The organism is Flavobacterium sp. M31R6, assembly GCF_013284035.1.
Lineage (GTDB): Bacteria > Bacteroidota > Bacteroidia > Flavobacteriales > Flavobacteriaceae > Flavobacterium.
The window spans coordinates 2,055,028-2,076,619 of record NZ_CP054141.1; the positions used below are offsets into that span (position 1 = coordinate 2,055,028).

The 21,592-nt window shown below is 36.5% G+C and carries 14 protein-coding genes; 4 read left to right on the forward strand and 10 right to left on the reverse strand.

Going from position 1 to position 21,592, the window contains the following annotated elements; translation table 11 throughout:
- Positions 1–2 precede the first annotated feature (2 nt).
- The 4 genes from HQN62_RS08485 (at position 3) to HQN62_RS08500 (ending at position 4,489) form a co-directional block, all read left to right on the forward strand.
- Entirely contained in the window at positions 3–1,571 is a 1,569-nt protein-coding gene (locus HQN62_RS08485; protein WP_173504016.1) for an efflux MFS transporter permease, read from the forward strand.
- Positions 1,572–1,637: 66 nt separating this feature from the next.
- A complete protein-coding gene (locus tag HQN62_RS08490; protein ID WP_173504017.1) occupies positions 1,638–2,342 on the forward strand; it encodes a potassium channel family protein in 705 nt (234 codons plus the stop codon).
- 40 nt (positions 2,343–2,382) lie between these two features.
- Positions 2,383–3,456 carry an AI-2E family transporter gene (locus HQN62_RS08495; RefSeq protein ID WP_173504018.1) on the forward strand — a complete coding sequence of 358 codons (1,074 nt, stop codon included), beginning with the start codon at positions 2,383–2,385 and terminating at the stop codon, positions 3,454–3,456.
- A gap of 406 nt (positions 3,457–3,862) precedes the next feature.
- On the forward strand, positions 3,863–4,489 hold the full coding sequence (locus HQN62_RS08500) for a CatB-related O-acetyltransferase (protein WP_173504019.1): 627 nt from the start codon (positions 3,863–3,865) through the stop codon (positions 4,487–4,489).
- Positions 4,490–4,606: 117 nt separating this feature from the next.
- On the opposite strand, the gene HQN62_RS08505 is transcribed toward HQN62_RS08500, so the two are convergent.
- The 10 genes from HQN62_RS08505 to HQN62_RS08550 all read right to left on the reverse strand — a co-directional run bounded on the left by HQN62_RS08505 (position 4,607) and on the right by HQN62_RS08550 (position 21,452).
- Entirely contained in the window at positions 4,607–6,397 is a 1,791-nt protein-coding gene (locus tag HQN62_RS08505; RefSeq protein WP_173504020.1) for an acyl-CoA dehydrogenase family protein, read from the reverse strand.
- A gap of 168 nt (positions 6,398–6,565) precedes the next feature.
- Positions 6,566–7,747: an acetyl-CoA C-acyltransferase gene (locus tag HQN62_RS08510; RefSeq protein ID WP_173504021.1), complete on the reverse strand. Its 1,182-nt coding sequence runs from the start codon at positions 7,745–7,747 to the stop codon at positions 6,566–6,568.
- 98 nt (positions 7,748–7,845) lie between these two features.
- Positions 7,846–10,236: a 3-hydroxyacyl-CoA dehydrogenase/enoyl-CoA hydratase family protein gene (locus HQN62_RS08515; RefSeq protein WP_173505540.1), complete on the reverse strand. Its 2,391-nt coding sequence runs from the start codon at positions 10,234–10,236 to the stop codon at positions 7,846–7,848.
- Entirely contained in the window at positions 10,220–10,687 is a 468-nt protein-coding gene (locus HQN62_RS08520; RefSeq protein ID WP_116795580.1) for a MarR family winged helix-turn-helix transcriptional regulator, read from the reverse strand. Before HQN62_RS08520 ends, HQN62_RS08515 begins: the two co-directional genes overlap by 17 nt.
- Before the next feature lie 215 nt (positions 10,688–10,902).
- A complete protein-coding gene (locus HQN62_RS08525) occupies positions 10,903–11,952 on the reverse strand; it encodes a proline iminopeptidase-family hydrolase (RefSeq protein ID WP_173504022.1) in 1,050 nt (349 codons plus the stop codon).
- A 254-nt stretch (positions 11,953–12,206) separates the two neighbouring features.
- On the reverse strand, positions 12,207–13,988 hold the full coding sequence (locus HQN62_RS08530) for an AMP-dependent synthetase/ligase (protein WP_173504023.1): 1,782 nt from the start codon (positions 13,986–13,988) through the stop codon (positions 12,207–12,209).
- Positions 13,989–14,226: 238 nt separating this feature from the next.
- Complete coding sequence (locus HQN62_RS08535; protein WP_173504024.1) at positions 14,227–14,670, reverse strand: hypothetical protein; 444 nt, start codon at positions 14,668–14,670, stop codon at positions 14,227–14,229.
- Positions 14,671–14,780: 110 nt separating this feature from the next.
- On the reverse strand, positions 14,781–15,662 hold the full coding sequence (locus HQN62_RS08540) for a hypothetical protein (protein ID WP_173504025.1): 882 nt from the start codon (positions 15,660–15,662) through the stop codon (positions 14,781–14,783).
- A gap of 115 nt (positions 15,663–15,777) precedes the next feature.
- On the reverse strand, positions 15,778–19,437 hold the full coding sequence (purL, locus tag HQN62_RS08545; protein ID WP_173504026.1) for a phosphoribosylformylglycinamidine synthase: 3,660 nt from the start codon (positions 19,435–19,437) through the stop codon (positions 15,778–15,780).
- A 497-nt stretch (positions 19,438–19,934) separates the two neighbouring features.
- Positions 19,935–21,452: a hypothetical protein gene (locus HQN62_RS08550; protein WP_173504027.1), complete on the reverse strand. Its 1,518-nt coding sequence runs from the start codon at positions 21,450–21,452 to the stop codon at positions 19,935–19,937.
- Positions 21,453–21,592: the final 140 nt, after the last annotated feature.

Consider the following 21,592-nt stretch of genomic DNA (forward strand, 5'->3'; position numbering starts at 1 on the left):
GAATGGGTTCAATAAAAAAAGGAAGTGTGTTTACCCTTGTAGGACTTTATCTCCTTACGATTCCTTTTTTTAATGCATTGAATGTGACCTCTTATGACAATTCGCAGATATTGGGTCATTTTGGTGCTTCTACCACGGTTTTTACCTATTCGACCTATATTCCTTTTTTTGTGATGTTGGGTTTTTTGCCCTTGGGAATGAAAATAGGAAAGCAGATTCCGATGCGAACGATGATTTTATCCGTTAGTTTTTCGTCCATAATCTGCAACACGGCTTCGTTGTATGCAACCACAATTGAATGGTTTACCGTTTGGCGGGCTTTGTTGGCAATTTTGTCTATCATAGGAATTTTTGCAACCATAATTCCTATAATTTTAAAATACAATCCAACTTTTAACATGCCCATTTTGTATGGTATCGTTCAGTTTATTCTTCACGGCAGTAAGCAGTTGTACCAATATTTTGGAACAGAAATGACAAGTATTCATAACTGGACTTTTGGGATTTACTTTTTGAATATCAATTTTTTGGTGGCAATACTTTTGGCTTGGATTTTTTATAGAAAAGATGTGGCGCCCATGAAAGGAGTTTTTCAATTTGATTGGAGAGGCTGGCTCATCATGCTCTTGTTTCTTATAATTATTCTTTTTCTTTGTGCCGAAGGGCAAACTCGCAATTGGCTAACCGATCCAAAAGTAGCTATGGCAACTGCTTTTTTACTCGTTATCGTAGGTGTTTATCTCCTCCATGTTCGATTTACCGACAATCCTATAATCAATACCGATGTGTATAAGTACCGAAACGTAGTTCTGGGGTCTTTGCTCTTTTTTTATACTGGGATGATGAATGGTACAGGAAGTATTGTGACTGGATTTATGACCAATATTTTAGGTTTTGACAGTATTTATGTGGCAAGAACACATTTAGCCATTTTGATAGGGCTTTTTATAGCCATCCCACTATCGACTTACCTTTTGTTCAAGCGAATTTATTTGGCAACAATTTGGGTTACGGGTTTTGCCTGTTATGGAATGTATCACACTCTTCTTTATTTTAGATTTTATCCCGAAATTGATGCAGCCGATTTTTTTGGACCTTTTATATTCAAAGGATTGGCCATTGGCTTTTTGTACCCAGCAGCATCACTTTATATTTCTGAAAATGTGCCTAAAACTTTGGGGGATTCCAGAATGATGAGCGGTGTGATTTCACGTGCTGTTTTTGCCTCATTATTGGGCGGGGCTATTTTGGGAACTTTTATTTCCAATATGAACGTACAACATAAAACAGGTCTTAGCCAACAATTAACGGAATTAAACCCAATGGCCAAAGCACAATTAAATAAGAATAAAAAATACTATATGCTTCAAGGATTATCGGCATGGGAAGCACAAAAAAAAGCCGAAAAAAGTCTTTCAAACCAAACGTCACAGCCAGCGATGTTGTTGGCTTACAAAGATATTTATCTGGTAATGGCAGTACTGTGTTTCTTCCCAATTCTAATTCTTCTGTTATTTCGATTAGGACGACGGCCAATCGGAAGGGTTGATGTGGAGCCGATACCTTTTTAAGTCAAAAGTCAAAGGTCAAAAGTGAAGATGTAATTCATAACTTATAAATCATAATTTTAAAATAGGATGACAAAAAATAAAAAATATCGTTTCTTAAATCATTTTTGGGATAAGGAAAGTGGACTCAGCGGAATGTTGGTCTTACTTTTTATTATGCATTTTTTCCTGATTCCAATATTTGGAAGCTATTCTTCCTTCATGGTTATTATCAACGTGTTTTGGATGCTGTTTCTTATAGCTGGGATTATTTCTTTATCCAAATCCAAAAAACAAACGATCTTGTACACAATTATTCCATTCCTTTTTATTCTATTCGGCTGGATTTCGGTTTTCCAACCGAGTTCATTTGTTTTATTGGCCGATATTGTTTTTACCATTGCTACTTTTCTGCTGTTGATTTTTTTGGTTTTGAAAAAAGTTTTTGAGCCGGGGCCAATAACCGAATATCGAGTGATAGGTTCCATAGTGGTGTATATGATTTTAGCCAATTTTTGGTCTGTAATTTATTTGTTTATATACGAACACATTCCCGGTGCTTTCCAAATCACGTTACCGCCTTTTGAAAGCAACACTTTGCAGGCAAATTTCTTGTATTTCAGTTATATAACAATCACAACAACAGGTTTTGGTGAGATTGTGCCTTTGCATCCCTTTGCTAGGGCAATGGTGCAAATCGAAGCTATTATAGGGGTTTTGTATCCCGTGATCCTTATTGGCCGTCTGGTTTCGGATGCCAATGAAAACAATGCCAAAAAGAAACAAAAGCAATAGACATATTCACAATTTTTAACTAATCTTTAAATCAATTCTTATGGAAAATTCAAACCCATACAAAAGCAAACAGATTTTTGAAGTCATCTTACAGCTAGGACTAGTTTTCCTAATTTTGGGATTTTGTATCAAACTTTTATTGCCTTTTATGATGCCAATTCTTTGGGCAATCATATTGGCTATTGTATTCTACCCTGCTTTCAATTTTTTGCAAAAAAAATTAAAGGGTCGCAAAAGCCTTGCTTCATTTATAATTACAGCAGCCTTATTGATAATCATTATTGCACCAACTGTATTGTTTGTAAATTCGGTTACAGCAAGTATAACTGAATTAAAAACAGGGGTAGAGAATGGTACTTTGAAAGTGGCAACACCAGGTCAAAACATCAAAGACTGGCCTCTAGTAGGAGACAAAGCCTATGATTTTCTTTATTCATTATCCACAGATCTAAAAGCTGGAGTACTCGAGTACAAAGAACAAATTGTAGAATTATCTAAAAAATTGCTGGGCAGCGTACTCAGTTCTACAGTTGCTTTATTACAGGTAATTCTTTCCGTAATTATTGCAGGAGTATTGATGGTTTCAACTAGTGCTCAAAATTTAGCAACCAATTTCATCAAGAGAATTTCGGGTGATTCAGGTGACGAATTTTTAGATATTTCAGTGTCAACAGTATATCAGGTGGTGAAAGGAATATTGGGTGTAGCCATTATCCAAACCCTGATCCAAGCCGTGGGACTCTTTGGTGCTGGTATTCCTTTTGCGGGGGTGTTAACAGTTATTTGTTTGATGCTTTCCATTATCCAAGTCGGTCCCATCATTATCAACCTTGGGGTAATTGCCTATCTATTTTCATTGGATAATACCACCGCAGCAGCTTTATGGTCAGTGTTTTTTGTCCTAAGCGGACTATCAGATAACGTCCTAAAACCATTGCTATTAGGAAAAGGGGCGCTAGTGCCTATGTTGGTTATTTTTCTTGGTGTAATCGGCGGATTCATGATGTCTGGATTCGTAGGTTTATTTGTGGGGCCAATCATATTTTCTATAGGCTATAAATTATTTGCCGCCTGGATGGATAACAAACCCGAAAGTGCTTCAGCTGAAATCTAAAGTATAAGTATAATTTACTTCATCAGTGCGCAAAAAGCTCATGTGGACATGTTGCCATAAAGCCACGGGGGGCAACTCATCTATAGCGGTGAGTTGGCCCCCGTGGCTTTATGCTGTCGGTCTGTCCGCGCTACTTCGGTAGCTAGCTTCAAATGAAATTGACTGAACCCTTATGAAATAAATATACAGTGAAGTAATCCCTCACGCGGTTCTAATAACCTAAGGAGAAGCGAAAAAGTTTGTTTTTTAAAAGTCATTTTTACTGAAGTTATCACTAAGATGTTTTATGGCTTTTAATAAGTATTTAATACATTTGGAAATAATTAAAATAATTGTTTTTGAAAGTTTTGATAAGGTTAGAGCATGTAATGGACAATAATTTAAATTCAATAAACTAAATTTAAAAATGACAGCCCCAAATAAGAATACAAAATTCCCACTTCAAAATTATGACCGCCTTTGTTTTCTAAAAAACGTTATCAAAAATCCTAATATCATTGTTGGTGATTACACTTATTATGATGATTTTGAAAACGTGGAAAACTTTGAGAAAAATGTAAAGTACCATTTTGACTTTGTTGGAGACAAATTGATTATCGGTAAATTTTGTATGATAGCCTCCGATGTGAAATTCATTATGAATGGAGCCAATCATTTGACAAACGCTATAACTACGTATCCGTTTGCAATTTTTGGAAATGGTTGGGAAAATGCTATGGAAGGAAAACAATATCCACAAAAAGGTGACATTCATATTGGTAATGATGTTTGGATAGGTTATAATGCAACCATTATGGCAGGTGTAACCATCGGCGACGGTGCTATTATTGCCACAAATGCAACGGTAATCAAAGACGTAGAACCTTATATAATTGTCGGAGGAAATCCAGCAGCTGAAATCAAAAAACGATTCTCAAATGATGTTATCGAAAGGCTTTTAAAATTAAAATGGTGGGATTGGAGCATTGAAAAAATCACAAGAAATATTCGAAACCTTACGGATATAGATATTGATAAATTAGAGCGTGATTAGTAATAATTTCAGTTAGGATTATTTAATAAACCAAATCATCATCACATAAAAAAGCCGCTTTGTCATTCAGGGACAATAGCGGCTTTTTACAAATAAAAACTAAAAAAGATTATTTAATTAGAAGCAGTATGCGTTTTCTGCAACTAATTTAGTTGTGATTGTTTCTCTTAAACCAACCACATTTGGCATATTCGTATATTTAGTGTAACGACGTAATCCCATTAACATCATACGTTGCTCATCTCCTTCGGCAAAAGAAATAATGCTTTCTTTTCCTTTTTGAGTGATGATATCAACTGCTTGGTACAAGTATAATTGTGCCATTGCGATTTGTTCTTTGATTTTGTCAGCACCGTTTGTTTTGGCTAATTTTTCGGTTCTTAAGATCGTACTTTCAGCCATATAGATTTCGATTAAGATATCTGAGGCAGCCATCAATAATTGTTGGTGAGCGTCTAAGTCTGGACCGTATTTTTGAACCGCTCCACCTGCAACCATAAGGAATGCTTTTTTCAATTTACCGATCATTTCTTTTTCTTCAGCAAACAATTCAGAATAATCTGGAGTTTCAAAAGATGGAATTCCCATTAATTCTTCTTGTACTTTAGAAGCAGGTCCTAGCAAATCAACGTGGCCTTTCATTGCTTTTTTGATTAACATACCAACAGAAAGCATTCTGTTGATTTCGTTTGTTCCCTCGTAGATACGAGCAATACGAGCATCTCTCCAAGCACTTTCCATAGGAGTGTCTTCTGAGAACCCCATTCCTCCAAAGATTTGAATTCCTTCATCAGCACAATTTTGAACGTCTTCAGAAACTGCAACTTTCAAGATAGAACACTCGATAGCATATTCTTCAACACCTTTCAATTCTGATTCTTGGTGAGATGCACCAGCAGCTTCACGTTCTGTAATACGATCTTCAATATCTTTTGCTGCACGGTAAGAAGCACTTTCTCCAGCGTAGCAAGAAGTTGCCATCTCGGCCAATTTAGAACGGATAGCTCCAAACTGAGAAATTGCAGTGTTAAATTGGATTCTTTCATTAGAATAGTTAACCGCTCCTGTGATTACTCTACGTTGAGCGTCCAAACAAGCAGCTGCCAATTTGATACGTCCTACATTCAAGGCGTTCATTGCGATTTTGAAACCATTTCCTCTTTCAGACAACATATTTTCAACAGGAACTTTAGTTTCATTGAAGAAAACCTGACGAGTAGAAGAAGCACGAATACCTAATTTATGCTCTTCTTCATTCATCGAGATTCCATTGTCTGGAGTGTTTTCTACAATAAATCCAGTGATGTTTTTGTCGTCACCAATTCTTGCGAATACGATAAAAACAGAACAGAATCCTGCATTCGAAATCCACATTTTTTGTCCAGTGATTGAATATGTTTTTCCGTCTTCTGATAATACAGCTTTAGTTTTTCCAGAATTAGCATCAGATCCAGCACCTGGCTCAGTCAAGCAATACGCTCCAAACCATTCTCCAGAAGCTAATTTTGGTACGTATTTTTGTTTTTGTTCTTCTGTTCCGTAAAGAGTGATTGGCATTGTTCCAATTCCGGTGTGAGCTCCAAAAGCAGTCGAGAATGAACCCGTTGCCCCCGAAATATAGTCACATACCAAAACGGTATTTACAAATCCCATTCCCATTCCGCCATAAGCTTCCGGTACAGCTACGCTCAAGAAACCAAGATCTCCTGCTTTTTTCATACACTCTTGTGTATAAGCGTAATCTTTTTTCTCAAAACGATCTTTATGTGCCCACAATTCTTTATCAACGAACTCTTTTACAGAGTCACGCATCATTAATTGCTCTTCATTGAAATCTTCTGGTGTGAAAATATCTTCACATTTTGTTTCTTTTACGATGAATTGACCACCTCTTGTTTTGTCGCTCATATCAGCCCCCTAACCCCCGAAGGGGGAATTCCTACTAGGGGTAAGTAGGGTTTTAAATTCTTTAACCTAAATAAAGTTAAAGATGTGATTATACTTTTTTTAAAGAACTTGTAAATTTATTTTTTGTTGGTAATTTTAGTGATTTCCCCTTCGGGGGTTAGGGGGCTTTTACATCAACTCATAAATCCCCGCAGAACCTTGTCCAGTTCCCACACACATAGAAACAATTCCGTATTTGCTTCCTCTGCGTTTCATCTCGTCAAACAATTGAACAGATAATTTGGCTCCAGTACAACCTAAAGGATGACCTAAAGCAATCGCTCCACCATTCACATTGATAATATCTGGATTCAAGTTCAATTCGCGAGTAACTGCCAATGCTTGTGAAGCAAAAGCTTCGTTCAATTCAATTAAATCGATATCATTAAGAGTCAATCCTGCTTGTTTCAAGGCTTTTGGAATTGCTTTTACAGGACCAATTCCCATAATTCTTGGCTCAACACCTGCAGAGGCGAAGTTTACCAAACGTGCAATTGGTTCAAGGTTTAATTCTTTTACCATTTCTTCACTCATAACGAGTACAAAGGCAGCACCATCACTCATTTGTGAAGAGTTACCGGCTGTTACACTTCCATCAGCAGCAAAAACAGCTCTAAGACCTGCCAATGCTTCCAAAGAAGTTCCAGCTCTAGGGCCTTCGTCTTTGTTTACAACGTATGATTTAGTTTCTTTTTTACCCTTTTCATTGATAAAAGTTTGCTCTACTGTAATAGGCACAATTTGTTTGTCAAATTTACCTTCTGCTTGCGCTTTCAATGCTTTGTTGTGTGATTGAAAAGCAAATTCATCTTGGTCTGCACGAGAGATGTTGAATTGTTTCGCCACCGCTTCCGATGTCAATCCCATTCCCCAGTAATAGTCCTCGTGTCCCGCTTTTGCGACAGCATAATCCGGAGTAGGTTTATAACCTCCCATTGGAATAAAACTCATGCTTTCGGCTCCACCGGCAATGATACAATGTGCCATACCTGATTGGATTTTGGCAGTTGCCATTCCGATTGTTTCCAATCCTGAAGCGCAATATCTGTTTACAGTTACACCCGGAACATCATCTACTTTTAATCCCATCAAAGAGATTAAACGACCTACGTTCAAACCTTGTTCTGCTTCCGGCATGGCGTTTCCTACCATAACGTCGTCAATACGTGTTTTGTCAAAATCAGGCAACTCATTCATCATGTATTGAATGGTTTCTGCAGCCAACTCATCAGGTCTTTTAAATCTAAAAACTCCTTTTGGGGCTTTACCTACCGCAGTACGATAAGCTTTTACTATATATGCTGTTTTCATTTTTTTTTCTTTTTAAGATGGTAGACGGATAGATAATAGATGATAGACTTTTCGCATTACGGACTCTGTCTATCATCTATCCGTCTTTTATCTATTATCTAATTTCTTAGTGGTTTTCCCTTGGTTAACATGAACTGAATTCTTTCTAGCGTTTTTCTCTCAGTACAAAGTGATAAAAATGCTTCGCGTTCAATGTCTAATAAATACTGTTCAGACACCAATGTAGCTTCAGATAAATCACCACCAGCCATTACATAAGCCAGTTTGTTTGCAATTTTAAGATCGTGCTCTGAGATGTATTTACCGGCAACCATTTGGTTAGTTCCTACCAAGAACATTCCCAATGCTTGTTTACCCAAAACTTTTACATCAGTTCTGCGGATAGGTTGTGTATAACCTGCTTCTGCCATTAACAACGCATGTTTTTTGGCTTCTGCAATTTGACGGTCTTTGTTTACCACCACAATATCTTTACCGTGTTGTAAAAGTCCTGTGTCAAAAGCTTCGTAAGCCGAAGTTGATACTTTTGCCATAGCGATGGTCATAAAATATTCTTGTAAAACATTTAATTCCACATCGTTTTTACGGAATAAATCGGATGCACGTAAGGCCAATTCTTTCGAACCTCCACCGCCAGGAATTACCCCAACACCAAATTCAACTAATCCCATATAGGTTTCTGCAGCAGCAACCACTTTGTCAGCATGTAAACTCATTTCGCAACCACCACCAAAAGTCATTCCGTGAGGAGCAACTACGACAGGAATTCCAGAATAACGCACACGCATCATCGTGTCTTGGAACATTTTGATGGCCATATTCAACTCATCATATTCTTGCTCCACAGCCATCATAAATATCATTCCTATATTGGCACCAACAGAGAAATTTGCTGCTTGGTTTCCAATAACTAAACCTTGGTATTCTTTTTCGGATAAATCTATCGCTTTATTGATCGCAGCTAAAACATCGCCACCAATGGTATTCATTTTTGATTGGAATTCTAAATTCAAGATTCCGTCTCCCAAATCTTGGATGATAGCACCACTATTGCTCCAAACTTTTTTGCTTTCGCGAATGTTGTTTAGGATGATAAATGCATCTTGTCCTGGAACTTTAGTTTGTGATTTCGTTGGAATATTGTAGAAATAAGTAGCTCCTTCTTTTACAGTATAAAAACTAGTGCTTCCAGAAGCAAGCATTTCGGTAACCCAAGCAGCAGGTTCAAGACCTTCGGCTTTCATGATTTCGATTCCATTTTGAACACCAATGGCGTCCCAAATTTCGAATGGACCATTTTCCCATCCAAAACCAGCTTTCATGGCATCATCTATTTTGTATAACTCATCAGAGATTTCAGGAATACGGTTGGAAACGTAAGCAAACATTCCAGAGAAACTTTTTCTGTAGAATTCACCCGCTTTGTCTTTTCCTTTAACCAAAACTTTAAATCTGTTGATTGGTTTGTCGATTGTTTTTGTTAATTCCAAAGTAGCAAAAGAAGCTCTTTTGGCAGGACGGTATTCAAGAGTATCCAAGTCCAAAGAAAGAATGTCTTTGTCTACTTTTTTGTAGAAACCTTGGCCTGTTTTACTTCCGTACCATTTGTTTTCCATCATTTTGTTGACAAATTCAGGAAGTTTGAACAATTCGTGTTGTTCGTCTGTTGGGCAGTTTTCATAGATTCCGTTGGCAACATGCACCAAAGTATCCAATCCAACAACATCCACAGTTCTAAAAGTAGCCGATTTTGGACGACCAATAACCGGGCCAGTCAATTTATCTACCTCTTCAATAGTCAATCCCAATTCTTTTACCAAATGGAACAAACTTTGGATTCCGTAAATACCAATACGGTTTCCGATAAATGCTGGAGTATCTTTGGCAACAACTGAAGTTTTACCCAAGAATTTCTCTCCGTATATGGTTAAGAAATCCAAAACCTCAGAAGAAGTTTGTGGACCAGGAATAATTTCGAATAATTTTAAGTAACGCGCTGGGTTAAAAAAGTGAGTTCCGCAGAAATGTTTTTGAAAATCTTCGCTACGTCCTTCGCTCATGAAATGAATTGGAATACCAGAAGTGTTGGATGTAACCAAAGTTCCAGGTTTTCTGAATTTTTCAATTTGCTCAAAAACCAATTTCTTGATATCCAAACGCTCCACAACCACTTCGATGATCCAATCTACATTGGCAATCTTGGCCATATCGTCCGTAGTGTTTCCAGTCGTGATTCGGCTTGCGAATTTTTGGCTGTAAATAGGAGAGGGCTTCGATTTTAATGAGTTGGCCAAATGCTCGTTTACCACACGGTTGCGAACAATTTTACTTTCAAGCGTAAGCCCTTTTTTGGTTTCGGCATCAGTCAATTCTCTTGGCACAATGTCCAAAAGTAAGACTTCGACTCCAATGTTGGCAAAATGACAAGCAATTCCCGAACCCATAATTCCGGATCCAATTACTGCTACTTTTTTAATGGTGCGTTTCATCATTACTGTTTTCTTGTTGATTAAATATGTTTTTATTCTGAATTAGTTCGTTGATAATTTCTGCAACTTCTATGAAGTTATTTATCTTTTCTTCCGAGATGTGTTTTCTCACGGATTCATTAAATTTCAAAACAGTATTCTTAGAAAGCTCTCTTTTTTCTTTTCCAAAATCGGTTAGGTAAATCAAAACTCCTCTGCCGTCTTCTGGATTTTTCTTTCTAATTATTAGCCCTTTTTCCTCCATTGATTTTAAGGTTCTGGTCAAGCTTGTAGCCTCCATTCCCATTCTTGGCCCTAATGCTGTTGAAGGTGTTCCTTCTTCTCTGTCAATGCTTAATAATGCAAATCCAGTTGCCATCGTAGCATCATATTTATGAGCTTCTTCGTTATACATTCTGGATACGGCTTGCCAAGTTGCTCTTAAGATATAATCTATTGTTTTGTTTTTCATATTCTACTATATCGATTTCAAATGTAATAAAAAAAATACTATGCATGCATAATAAAATTTGTTTTTTTTTAATTTTTTATAAATATAAATAAAAAACTCCTTTAAAATAAGGAGTTTGGGAAATATTATGCATGCGCAGTATTTTCTTGTTTTAACAAAAATGATTGTTTTTTGAGTTAGAAAATTTATTTGTAATTCATTTAAAAAAAAATGAATTATCCCTTCTTAAAATCCCCACTATCCACATCCCTCAAAAATTGAATCACCCCTTTAAAATAATTTTTTTGATCATCGTATTGCGAAAGGTGGCTACCGTTCGGGCAAAACAAAAATCGTCCGTTTTGCACTTCGTGTGACATCCATTCCATGTGTTTGGGATCCATCGTGTCGTGTTTGGCCCCAATCACCAGAGTTGGAACGGTAATCGTTTTAAGTCGGGCAGTGACATCCCAATCTTTTAAAGTGGCATCTCCTGTAATTCCAAATTCACTCGGACCTTGCATATAGACATACACATTCGGGTTCATGTGCTTGAAAGCTCTGTTTATGGATTCCGGCCATTGGTCAACAGGCATTCTCAGAATGTGTTCGGTATAATAATATTTAAAAAGCAGTTCGGTGTATTTTGGATTGGTGTAATCCTTGTTTTTTTCAAATGTTTTTATTTGCTCAAAAACAGCTTTCGGGAGTTTTGGCCCAAGAACTTCTTCAGCATATTTGTTGTAAGCAGGTGCGCTGGCCATCATGTTGGAAATAATCAGCCCTTTTAGATTCTTTTGGTATTTCAAAGCATATTCCATGGCTAGGATTCCTCCCCAGGATTGCCCTAAAACATAAAAATTTGTATTATCACAACCGAGTGCTTTTCGAACCTGTTCCACTTCTTCCACAAATCGTTCATTTGTCCACAGACTATTGTCGTTCGGCTGATCGCTGTAATAGGAACCCAATTGGTCATAGTAGATGTATTCAATGCTTTCATTCGGGAAATAGCCGTCAAATGACTCATACAGTTCATGGGTGAGGCCTGGACCTCCGTGAAGTAATAATACTTTGATAGTTGGATTGTTTCCCACGGTTTTTGTCCAAACTTTGAAAGTTCCTTTTGGAGTGGTGATAGGAATCATTTTGATACCGCCCGTAAATTGGTCATCCCTTTTGGAGAAGTCCAGATAATTGGCTTTTACGCTGTCTTCGGTTTTTTCTTTACAGCCCACAATAAAAAGTAGGCTGATGAAAAGCATGGTGTAGATTTTGATTTTCATGCGTTGATATTTTTTGTTTTTAATAGATTATGGCAGTTATCACGTAATGTTTTTTTCTCGGAAAGACGCAAAGGCGCAAAGTTTATAAACCTTCTCTTTGCGTCTTAGCGCCTTTGTGAGAGTTTGATTCAAATACATTCATTGCATGAAACCGTAACTGTTATTTTTAATTAATTGTGAAGATAAGAAGTTTTTAAATACAAAAAGTCCCGATAGTAACTATCAGGACTTTGAGGTTTTTTAAATATAAAAGTCTACAGCGGATGACCGTATATTTTTTCATATTGTTTTTTGTAAATTTCCAATATGATTTTTCTTTTTAATTTTAGAGTAGGAGTAAGGTGTCCGCCGTCAATTGACCAAACATCTGGCGTTAATTCGAAACGTTTTACTTGTTCCCAATTTCCGAATTTTGGATTGATATGGTCAATTTCTTCCTGAATACGTGCAATTACTTTTGGATTGGAAATTATTTCTTGGTTTGTTTTCCCAACTTCAATACCGTGTAGTTTTTCCCATTCTTTGATGAACTCAAAGCTAGGTTGAATGAACGCAGCAGGCATTTTTTCTCCATCGCCGATAACCATAATCTGCTCGATAAAACGAGATTGTTTCATGGTGTTTTCGATAATTTGAGGTGCAATGTATTTTCCTCCAGAAGTTTTAAACATTTCTTTCTTGCGGTCTGTAATGGTCAAAAATCCGTTTTGATCAACATTACCAATATCTCCCGTATGGAAATATCCGTCGATGATAGCTTCTGCTGTTTTTATAGGATCTTTGTAATAACCTATCATAACATTTGGACCTTTGCAAAGAATTTCACCGTCTTCGGCAATTTTTACTTCAACGTTGTCAATGGCTTTTCCAACAGTCCCAACTTTGAAACCTCTGTTTCTCATGTCATTTACAGTAATTACAGGAGAAGTTTCGGTCAATCCATAACCTTCCATAACTGGAATTTCGGCAGCGGCAAATACGCGTGATAATCTTTTCTGTAAAGCGGCACTTCCGGAAACCATTAAATCTAAGTTACCTCCCAAACCTTCTTTCCATTTGCTGAAAATTAGTTTGCGGGCAATTTTTAATTGGAATTCATACCAAAAACCATTGGCTCCATAAGGCTCGTAACGCAGTCCTAAATCGATAGCCCAAAAGAAAAGCATTTTTTTAATTCCTTTCAATTCGGTTCCTTTTGCAAGAATACTATCGTATACTTTTTCCAAAAGTCTAGGTACGGCAGTAATTACAGTTGGTCTTACTTCTTTTAGATTACTGCTGATCTTGTCTATGGATTCTCCGAAATATACTGAAACACCATAATATTGATATAGATACAAAATCATTCTTTCGAAAATATGGCAGATAGGAAGGAAACTCAATGCCACACTTTTTCCTGCTTCAAATGGAATTCTGGAAGCACTGTTAAGCACATTTGAAACAATATTTCTGTGTGACAGCATAACTCCTTTTGGTCGTCCTGTTGTCCCAGATGTATAAATGATAGTCGCTAAATCGTCTGGTTTTACATTGTTTTTTCTATCTTCAACAACATCCTGATTACTTTTGTCTTCACCTAAATTTAATAACTCAGTCCAGTTTCTGCATCCCCCAATTTCATTGAATGAAAAAACCTCTTTTAGGGAAGGTACATTCGCCTTTATATTATTTACTTTATTGTATACTTCAATATCCGAAACAAATACATACATGGCTTCAGAATGATTTAGAATATATTCATAATCTTCTTGAGCAATAGTTGGATAAATCGGTACGTTTTGGGCGCCGGTTTGTAAAATACCAATGTCCATGATATGCCATTCCGTTCTATTGTTGCTTGAAATGATAGCTATTTTGGCGTCTTTTTGTATGCCCATCCTTAGCAATGCCCTAGAAATTGCATTGGCTTTATCAAGATATTCTTGGGTTGAGGTTTTTACCCAAACATCACCTTGCTTGGTAACCAAAGCATCTAATTTGTTGTAATTTTCAAGCTGATAGTAAGGGAAATCAAAAAGACGGGTAATCGTTCTCATTGTATGATTGTTAAATTTTTTCGCAAATTAAATAAAAATTAATAATAATTTTTATTTTCTAATGATTAATTACGATTAATATAATTACATTATTGGTAATCAACGAAATCGATTTCTTAAAATTGTTTAAATTAGATGAATTGAGTTTAGAAAAACGCTTTTTTAATTGGTTTTGGAGTAAAATAATTTGCGAAACAGGAGATATACAAGTATTTACGGTTTTTGATACAGAATATTGTTATTCGATATATTCTTTTACTCTCTCTCCAGAAATGAACATCTTCATTTTGTCATGATGAATTGAAAATTGTTGTAAAATCCATTCGTTTTCATCCTCTGATTTTGATTTGGTCGTATCACTTTTTTTATACCAAAAAGAGTAAGAAGCACTATTGAATCCTTCTTTAAAAATAGGAACTCCAGATTCCGAACATTCGATTCCCCAAAGGATATTTTCTTTTACAAGATTTTCATTTTGCATAATTCCTGTGCCGTCAGCATTGAGGATTGTTATAGGCTCAACTTGATTTACAAAAGTATAAAGACCGGTAACAGGATAGCCAATGACTGTAGCGATATAGTGGTCTTTGTCCTTGTTTCTGATTTTGGCAACTTTAATTTGGGCATAGGAATGTGTTGCACTTAATACAAGTGCAGCAAGCAGCAAAGTAATTTTTTTCATGGGTGTAGGTTGATTTTAAAAAAGTCTAAAAAGCAAGGGGCGTTGCTTTTTAGGTAAGGTTAAATGTTTATTCTTTTGGCTAAGATACAAACGGAATTTTAGATAAAAAACTACAAGTAGGTATAATTATATAAAATTAAAAATCCTTCAAGAAACTCCTTGGTACCTTTATTGTTATAAAGATAGGTCACCATTTTTTTCTCGATTACGTTTCCTTTTTCGTCAAGTTTGTAGGTCAAAATGATTTCTTTGTTTGGGTATTTTGTATTGTTATCAGAATTAATTGTTGCAATCTTGATTAGCCTATTATTATGGTCGTATTTATAAATATTTTTATGGGATAAAATGCCTGATTTAATAGTATGCACTTCTTTTACCAGTGCATTAGAATCGTAGATGTATTTTGTGGATAAATCTGTAGGTTGGTAATCAATCTGGAAGATTTGGTTATCATCATTGAAATGATAAAAGTACTCATTTCTGGTAGTTGCCTTTTTTGGCGAACTTTTGATAACTTCTTCTCCTTTGTACAAAATGTTTTTCTTTTGTACATATTTGTAATCAGCCATAGAAAAATCTGGAGTTTGAGTTTCATTGTCCAAATTGGTTTCGGTTGTATCTTTATTTTTGCCAACATTGACAGTCTCAATATCTATATGCGAAATATAACCTTTGTTGGTGTAGCTGAAAAAGTGCTTTTTTGAGAGCACATACTTATAATTTTGCTCAAATTCTTTGGTTGAACCTTCGGGGTAAAATTTATAAAAATTATTGATCAATTCAGAATCACCTGTTACGTTCCCTTTTGAGTTTATCGAAAATTGCTGCTCATGCATTTGTGTTACATTCCCTTTTAATCCTAAAGTTTTTGCATTAGATCCATACAATTCTAACATAGGATTAATTTTTAAAGATTCATCTGAAATTTGTGCAAATACTGGAGTTATTAAAAGTAGTAGACCTATAATAAAAAGGTTTTTGATGGTATTCATTGGTGGTTTTTTAGGTTAATTCAGATTTTAGGGCAAAAATCTTCATGAAAAACCCGTCTCTGAAAAAAGTTAGAGACGGGCTTTATTTGGAAATAAAATTTTAATTATTAAAATCTTACTTGTTTGTATTGTCGATCCATTTTTTTGCATTCACAAAGGCTTCGTGCCAAGGAGTAACCTCGTCATTTCTGTCTTTTGGATAATGTGCCCAGTTCCATTGGAAAGTAGAACGCTCAATGTGCGGCATCATTACCAAGTGACGGCCTGTTGTGTCACACATCATTGCAGTGTTGAAATCAGATCCATTTGGATTCGCAGGATATCCTTCGTAACCATATTTCCCAACGATATTGTATTGGTCTTCTGCGTATGGCAAATTGAATTTTCCTTCACCATGTGAAATCCAAACTCCAAGAGTGCTTCCTGCTAAAGTCGATAACATCACCGATTTGTTTTCCTGAATAGTTACCGAAGTAAAAATACTTTCGTGTTTGTGGCTGTCGTTATGAAGCATTTTTCCGTGAACTTCATGCTCTGGATTCACCAGTTCTAATTCCATAAACAATTGACAACCGTTACAGATTCCAACAGATAAAGTGTCTTCTCTTTTGAAGAAGTTTTTCAATGCTGTATTTGCTTTTTCGTTGTATTTGAATGCTCCGGCCCAACCTTTGGCAGAACCCAAAACATCTGAATTAGAGAATCCTCCAACAGCTCCGATGAATTGAATGTCTTCCAGGTTTTCACGTCCCGAAATCAAATCGGTCATGTGAACGTCTTTTACGTCAAAACCTGCCAAATACATTGCATTCGCCATTTCACGCTCAGAGTTACTTCCTTTTTCACGGATGATTGCTGCTTTCGGTCTTGGTTTTGAACCGTCAATAACAGGTTTTTTTCCTGTAAAATGAGTTGGGAAAGTATAGTTTAATACTTGGTTTTTATAATTGTCGAAACGAGCTTGTGCTGTTCCGTTTTTAGATTGTTTTTGGTCTAACAAGAAAGAGGTTTTGAACCAAATGTCTCTGTATTTCGCAATATCCAATTTACAAGGGCCAAAGTCTAAAGTAGCTTCGGTTGTTGCGCTTCCTAATTTGAAGAAAGAAACATTGTTGGCATTCAATTTAGCTTCAACTACTTCGTCTGAATTGGCTTGGAAAACTACTGCTATGTTTTCTGCAAAAAGATATTTGATAATGTCTTTTTCTTCGAAAACTGAGAAATCAATTTTGGCTCCCAAATCCACATCAGCAAAACACATTTCCAATAAAGTAGTAATCAAACCACCGCTTCCGATATCGTGTCCAGCCAAGATTTGATTGTCTAAAATCAATTCCTGTAATGTATTAAATGCATTTTTGAAAAACGCAGCGTCTTTAAGTGTTGGTGCTTCGTTTCCGATTGCATTCAGTGTTTGTGCCAAAGAAGAACCTCCTAGTTTGAAGTCGTCTTGGGACAAATTAATATAATAAATAGAACCACCGTCTTTTTGTAAAACAGGCTCCACTACTTTTCTAATATCTGTACAGTTTCCACCAGCCGAAATAATTACCGTTCCCGGTGCGATTACTTCGTCGTTTGGATATTTTTGTTTCATCGAAAGTGAATCTTTTCCAGTTGGAATGTTGATTCCTAATTCGATTGCAAAATCTGAACAGGCTTCAACGGCGGCGTACAAACGAGCATCTTCACCTTCGTTTTTACAAGCCCACATCCAGTTTGCAGACAATGAAATTCCTTTCAACCCGTCTTTAATGGGAGCCCAAACGATGTTTGATAACGATTCGGCAATTGCAGTTCTTGTTCCCGCAACAGGGTCAATCAAAGAGGCGATAGGAGAGTGTCCGATTGAGGTCGCAACTCCTTCTTTTCCTTGATAATCCAAAGCCATAACACCACAATTGTTCAATGGCAATTGCAATGGTCCTGCGCATTGTTGTTTGGCTACTTTTCCGCCAACACAACGATCGACTTTGTTTGTCAGCCAGTCTTTACAGGCAACAGCTTCCAATTGCAGTACTTGCTCCAAGTATGTTGCTATATTTTTTACGTTATATTCTAAACCGCCATAGTTGTAATCGATGGTTTTGTCTGTCATTATCGTTTTTGGAGAACTTCCGAAGAAATCTTCCAAAGCATAATCCATCGGTTTTAAACCAGTGGTTTTTGATTCGAAAGTAAAACGATGATCGGCAGTTACATCACCCACTTGGTACATTGGAGAGCGTTCTCTGTCAGCAATTCGTTGTAAAATGTCGATATCTTTTTTACCAATAACCAATCCCATTCTTTCTTGGGATTCGTTACCGATAATTTCTTTTGCAGAAAGTGTCGGGTCTCCAACAGGCAATTTGTCCAAATCAATTAATCCTCCTGTTTCTTCTACCAATTCAGAAAGACAGTTTAAGTGTCCGCCCGCACCGTGATCGTGAATAGAAACGATTGGGTTATTGTCACTTTCTACCAAACCACGAATGGCGTTGGCAGCACGTTTTTGCATTTCTGGGTTGGAACGTTGTATGGCATTTAATTCAATTCCTGAGCCAAAAGCACCTGTATCTGCTGATGAAACGGCAGCACCACCCATTCCAATTCTATAATTTTCACCACCAAGGATAACGATTTTGTCTCCTTCTTTTGGTTTATGTTTAATGGCTTGATCTAATTTTCCGTAACCAATTCCACCTGCTTGCATGATTACTTTATCGTAACCAATTTTGCGATTGTTTTCTTCGTGTTCGAAAGTTAAAACTGAACCAGTAATAAGTGGCTGTCCAAATTTATTTCCAAAATCTGAAGCTCCGTTTGAAGCTTTGATCAAGATGTCCATTGGAGTTTGGTACAACCATTTTCTTTCGGCAACGGCGTCTTCCCAAGGTCTGTTTGCTGATAAACGAGAGTAAGAAGTCATGTAAACAGCCGTTCCTGCCATTGGCAACGAACCTTGTCCTCCAGCCAAACGATCACGAATTTCTCCTCCTGATCCTGTTGCAGCTCCGTTGAAAGGCTCTACAGTTGTTGGGAAATTGTGAGTTTCTGCTTTTAAAGAGATAACCGAATCAAATTCTTTTATTTCGTAAAAATCAGGTTTGTCGGCAGTTTTTGGAGCAAATTGCTGTACTCTTGGTCCTTTTACAAAAGCAACGTTGTCTTTGTAAGCCGAAACAATATCGTTAGGATTTTCCTGAGATGTTTTTTTGATTAATTTAAAAAGAGAAGTTTCTTTTTCCACACCGTCAATAACAAAAGTTCCATTGAAAATTTTGTGACGACAGTGCTCTGAATTGGCTTGAGAGAAAGCGAAAATCTCTGAATCCGTTAATTTTCTACCTAATTTAGTTGACAAATTATCCAAATATTCTACTTCTTCCTGACTCAAAGACAAGCCTTCTGTTTTGTTATAAGCAGCAATATCATCAATATTCAAAATAGCTTCAGGCTGAATGTGAATCGTGAAAATATCTTGATTCAACTCGGTGTATTTTTGGGAAAGCATTGGATCAAAATCATTGAAATCGGCCGTTGCTTTCTGGAATTCTTCAATACGAATGATTCCTGAAATTCCCATATTTTGGGTGATTTCTACCGCATTGGTACTCCAAGGGGTAATCATTGTGGCACGTGGTCCAATAAAAAAATCCGACAAAACGGATTTTTCTATTTTATTTGCATCTGCAAAAAGCCAGTTAAGTTTTGAAATGTCTTGAGCCGAAATTTCGTTTTGCGTTTGTACTGCAAAAACAGTTTTGCTTTGGTTTTCAAAGAAATGGATCATTGTTGTGTAGTTTGTTGTATTTAACGGTGCAAATTTAGGTTAAATATATAGTAAGAGCAAATGTGAAAAGCAAAGTCTTTGAAAAATTAGATTTATAAAGAAATAGACACGAATTTCACAAATTAGCACGAATTTTGAGTAGAATTTTTCAAAATAGAGCTCTCGCAAAGATGCTAAGCCGCAAAGAAAACGGTTTTAATTTTGCGTCTTTGGGCCTTCGCGAGAAAGAACAATGCCAGGCCTTTCTGTTTTGAAAAACAATAAACCTAGATTCCGCGTTAGAAAAAATGCCGCGAAGTTGCGCAAAGGACTAGCAAAGATGCGCAAAGGAAAATGAAATTCTTTGAATAGAGCTTAAAAAACTTTGCGAACCTTTGTGCCTCTGCGTAATAAATTCTAATGCTGAATCTGGGGGTAAATGAACTCAGGATGAGAAGTTTGTGTGTTTTTTTTAGACAAAGAAATTTGTGTTAATCTGTGCAATCTGTGTTGTAATCTTACTTGCTTTTCGGAAACGGTTTACTTTGATAAGCCCCCAAATCTGGTGGAAGTGTTCTGGTAATTCCTAGTATGTCAAGTGGTATTAAATAAGTTGAATTTCCTTTTGCGAAAGCGGAAGAAGTATCGTCGATATTGAAATTGTTGATATTTGGGTTAAAGAATTTTGGATCTTTGTTTAGAATAATAGCGTTGTAATGCACGGGATCGGTGTCAAATTGATAATCTGGATCTTTGGTGTTGTTTGATTTGATTAAACAATTATTGAATTGGTATACGAAAGCAGCCCCCGATTTTTTGTCCAAAAGCATTTCGTTCGAATACGAACCGTAAATGATACAATTGTTGAATGTTGCTCCAGTAAGGTCCCTGGTTTCTGGAGTGGCACCATCTATATAATTGCTAATATAAACTGCCGCTTGTTCAGGACTAGACCAGTCGTTGTTGAAAGTTGAGTGCGTGAACTTGTAATTTCCACCATAAGTACAGGCTAAGCTGGCTTGTCCTGTGTAATTAATAACAATATTTTCTCCTTCGATTAAAGCATTTTTGGCTTGAATTCCATAATGGGTGCAATTATAAATCTGTGTGTTTTTTATAGGCATGGTTGTTCCGTCATTGCCTTCGATAAATAGTCCAACAGTAGCATTTTTGAGTGTTAGATTTTGAATTGTGTTATTGGTGCTTCCGTTTTGCAACCAAATAGTGCCCCATTGTCCCGGAATATAACCAAAATCCGGTTGCTGGCGATCACCGCCGAAAATCACTTCATTTTCTAGTTTATCAGTTGTGGATGTACTTCCGTTAATGTGCATTGAAGCATTTTTGGGTACGATTAGACCCGAATCAGAATGGAAATAAACTCTTGCTCCTGCTTCAAAAGTTACGGTTTCAGCTTCGGGAACGGCGGCATATCCGTAAATTACATAGGCTTTTTTGTTGGTGAAAATAAGTTCGTTACCGTGAATTGGATCATTTTTGTCCAAATAGAAACCACTTATTTTTTCATTTCCAATTGGGAGTGTTTCTGTGGTCCCGTCTGCATTACGTTTTGGGTATAATAGAATGGCGTCTTGCACCAAAGTTACTAATTCCACTTTCTGAAGATTTGCGCCACTGTCAAATTCAATTTGGTCGGTATATAGAAATTCGGTTGGGGTAGTGTTGTCACTTTCTACGGTTGTTTCTATAAAGATATACAAGCTGTCTTTGGCTAATAGTGTAACATTTTCGAACATCTTTCCTTGATTACCCTGAGCACCATCAACGGACATTCTGTATCTTGAGTTTGCTCCATTGGCAAATTTAATGATCGGTATATTGATGTCATTTTTGGAATGGTTATACACTTTTAGGGCGTATGTACTCGAACTCAAATTGGTGAAAACCGTATCCAAATAAACCGTGTCTTTTGAAAAAGTTAAATCACCAGTACTGGCCACGGTTTCAAAATCACTACGACAAGAGCAAAATGAAAGTATAATTCCAGTTAAAAACAGTAAGGTGATTCGACGCATTTCGTTGTATTTTTTGTAAAAATAACAATAAATTAGATTTTTGGGTTTGTTCGAGGGATTAGATTTTTAGTTTCTTTAGCATTTCATTTATTTCTTTTTTGAATTATCAATTTAGCGTATTTTTACAATCTTTAAAATCA

Excerpts from the sequence above, each read along its gene's own strand:
- HQN62_RS08535 (WP_173504024.1), bottom strand. The coding sequence starts at position 14,670 with ATGAAAAAAATTACTTTGCTGCTTGCTGCACTTGTATTAAGTGCAACA.
- HQN62_RS08490 (WP_173504017.1), top strand. The coding sequence starts at position 1,638 with ATGACAAAAAATAAAAAATATCGTTTCTTAAATCATTTTTGGGATAAG.
- HQN62_RS08525 (WP_173504022.1), bottom strand. The coding sequence starts at position 11,952 with ATGAAAATCAAAATCTACACCATGCTTTTCATCAGCCTACTTTTTATT.
- HQN62_RS08485 (WP_173504016.1), top strand. The coding sequence starts at position 3 with ATGGGTTCAATAAAAAAAGGAAGTGTGTTTACCCTTGTAGGACTTTAT.
- HQN62_RS08540 (WP_173504025.1), bottom strand. The coding sequence starts at position 15,662 with ATGAATACCATCAAAAACCTTTTTATTATAGGTCTACTACTTTTAATA.
- HQN62_RS08530 (WP_173504023.1), bottom strand. The coding sequence starts at position 13,988 with ATGAGAACGATTACCCGTCTTTTTGATTTCCCTTACTATCAGCTTGAA.
- HQN62_RS08510 (WP_173504021.1), bottom strand. The coding sequence starts at position 7,747 with ATGAAAACAGCATATATAGTAAAAGCTTATCGTACTGCGGTAGGTAAA.
- HQN62_RS08495 (WP_173504018.1), top strand. The coding sequence starts at position 2,383 with ATGGAAAATTCAAACCCATACAAAAGCAAACAGATTTTTGAAGTCATC.
- HQN62_RS08520 (WP_116795580.1), bottom strand. The coding sequence starts at position 10,687 with ATGAAAAACAAAACAATAGATTATATCTTAAGAGCAACTTGGCAAGCC.
- HQN62_RS08500 (WP_173504019.1), top strand. The coding sequence starts at position 3,863 with ATGACAGCCCCAAATAAGAATACAAAATTCCCACTTCAAAATTATGAC.
- HQN62_RS08550 (WP_173504027.1), bottom strand. The coding sequence starts at position 21,452 with ATGCGTCGAATCACCTTACTGTTTTTAACTGGAATTATACTTTCATTT.
- HQN62_RS08505 (WP_173504020.1), bottom strand. The coding sequence starts at position 6,397 with ATGAGCGACAAAACAAGAGGTGGTCAATTCATCGTAAAAGAAACAAAA.
- HQN62_RS08515 (WP_173505540.1), bottom strand. The coding sequence starts at position 10,236 with ATGAAACGCACCATTAAAAAAGTAGCAGTAATTGGATCCGGAATTATG.
- purL (WP_173504026.1), bottom strand. The coding sequence starts at position 19,437 with ATGATCCATTTCTTTGAAAACCAAAGCAAAACTGTTTTTGCAGTACAA.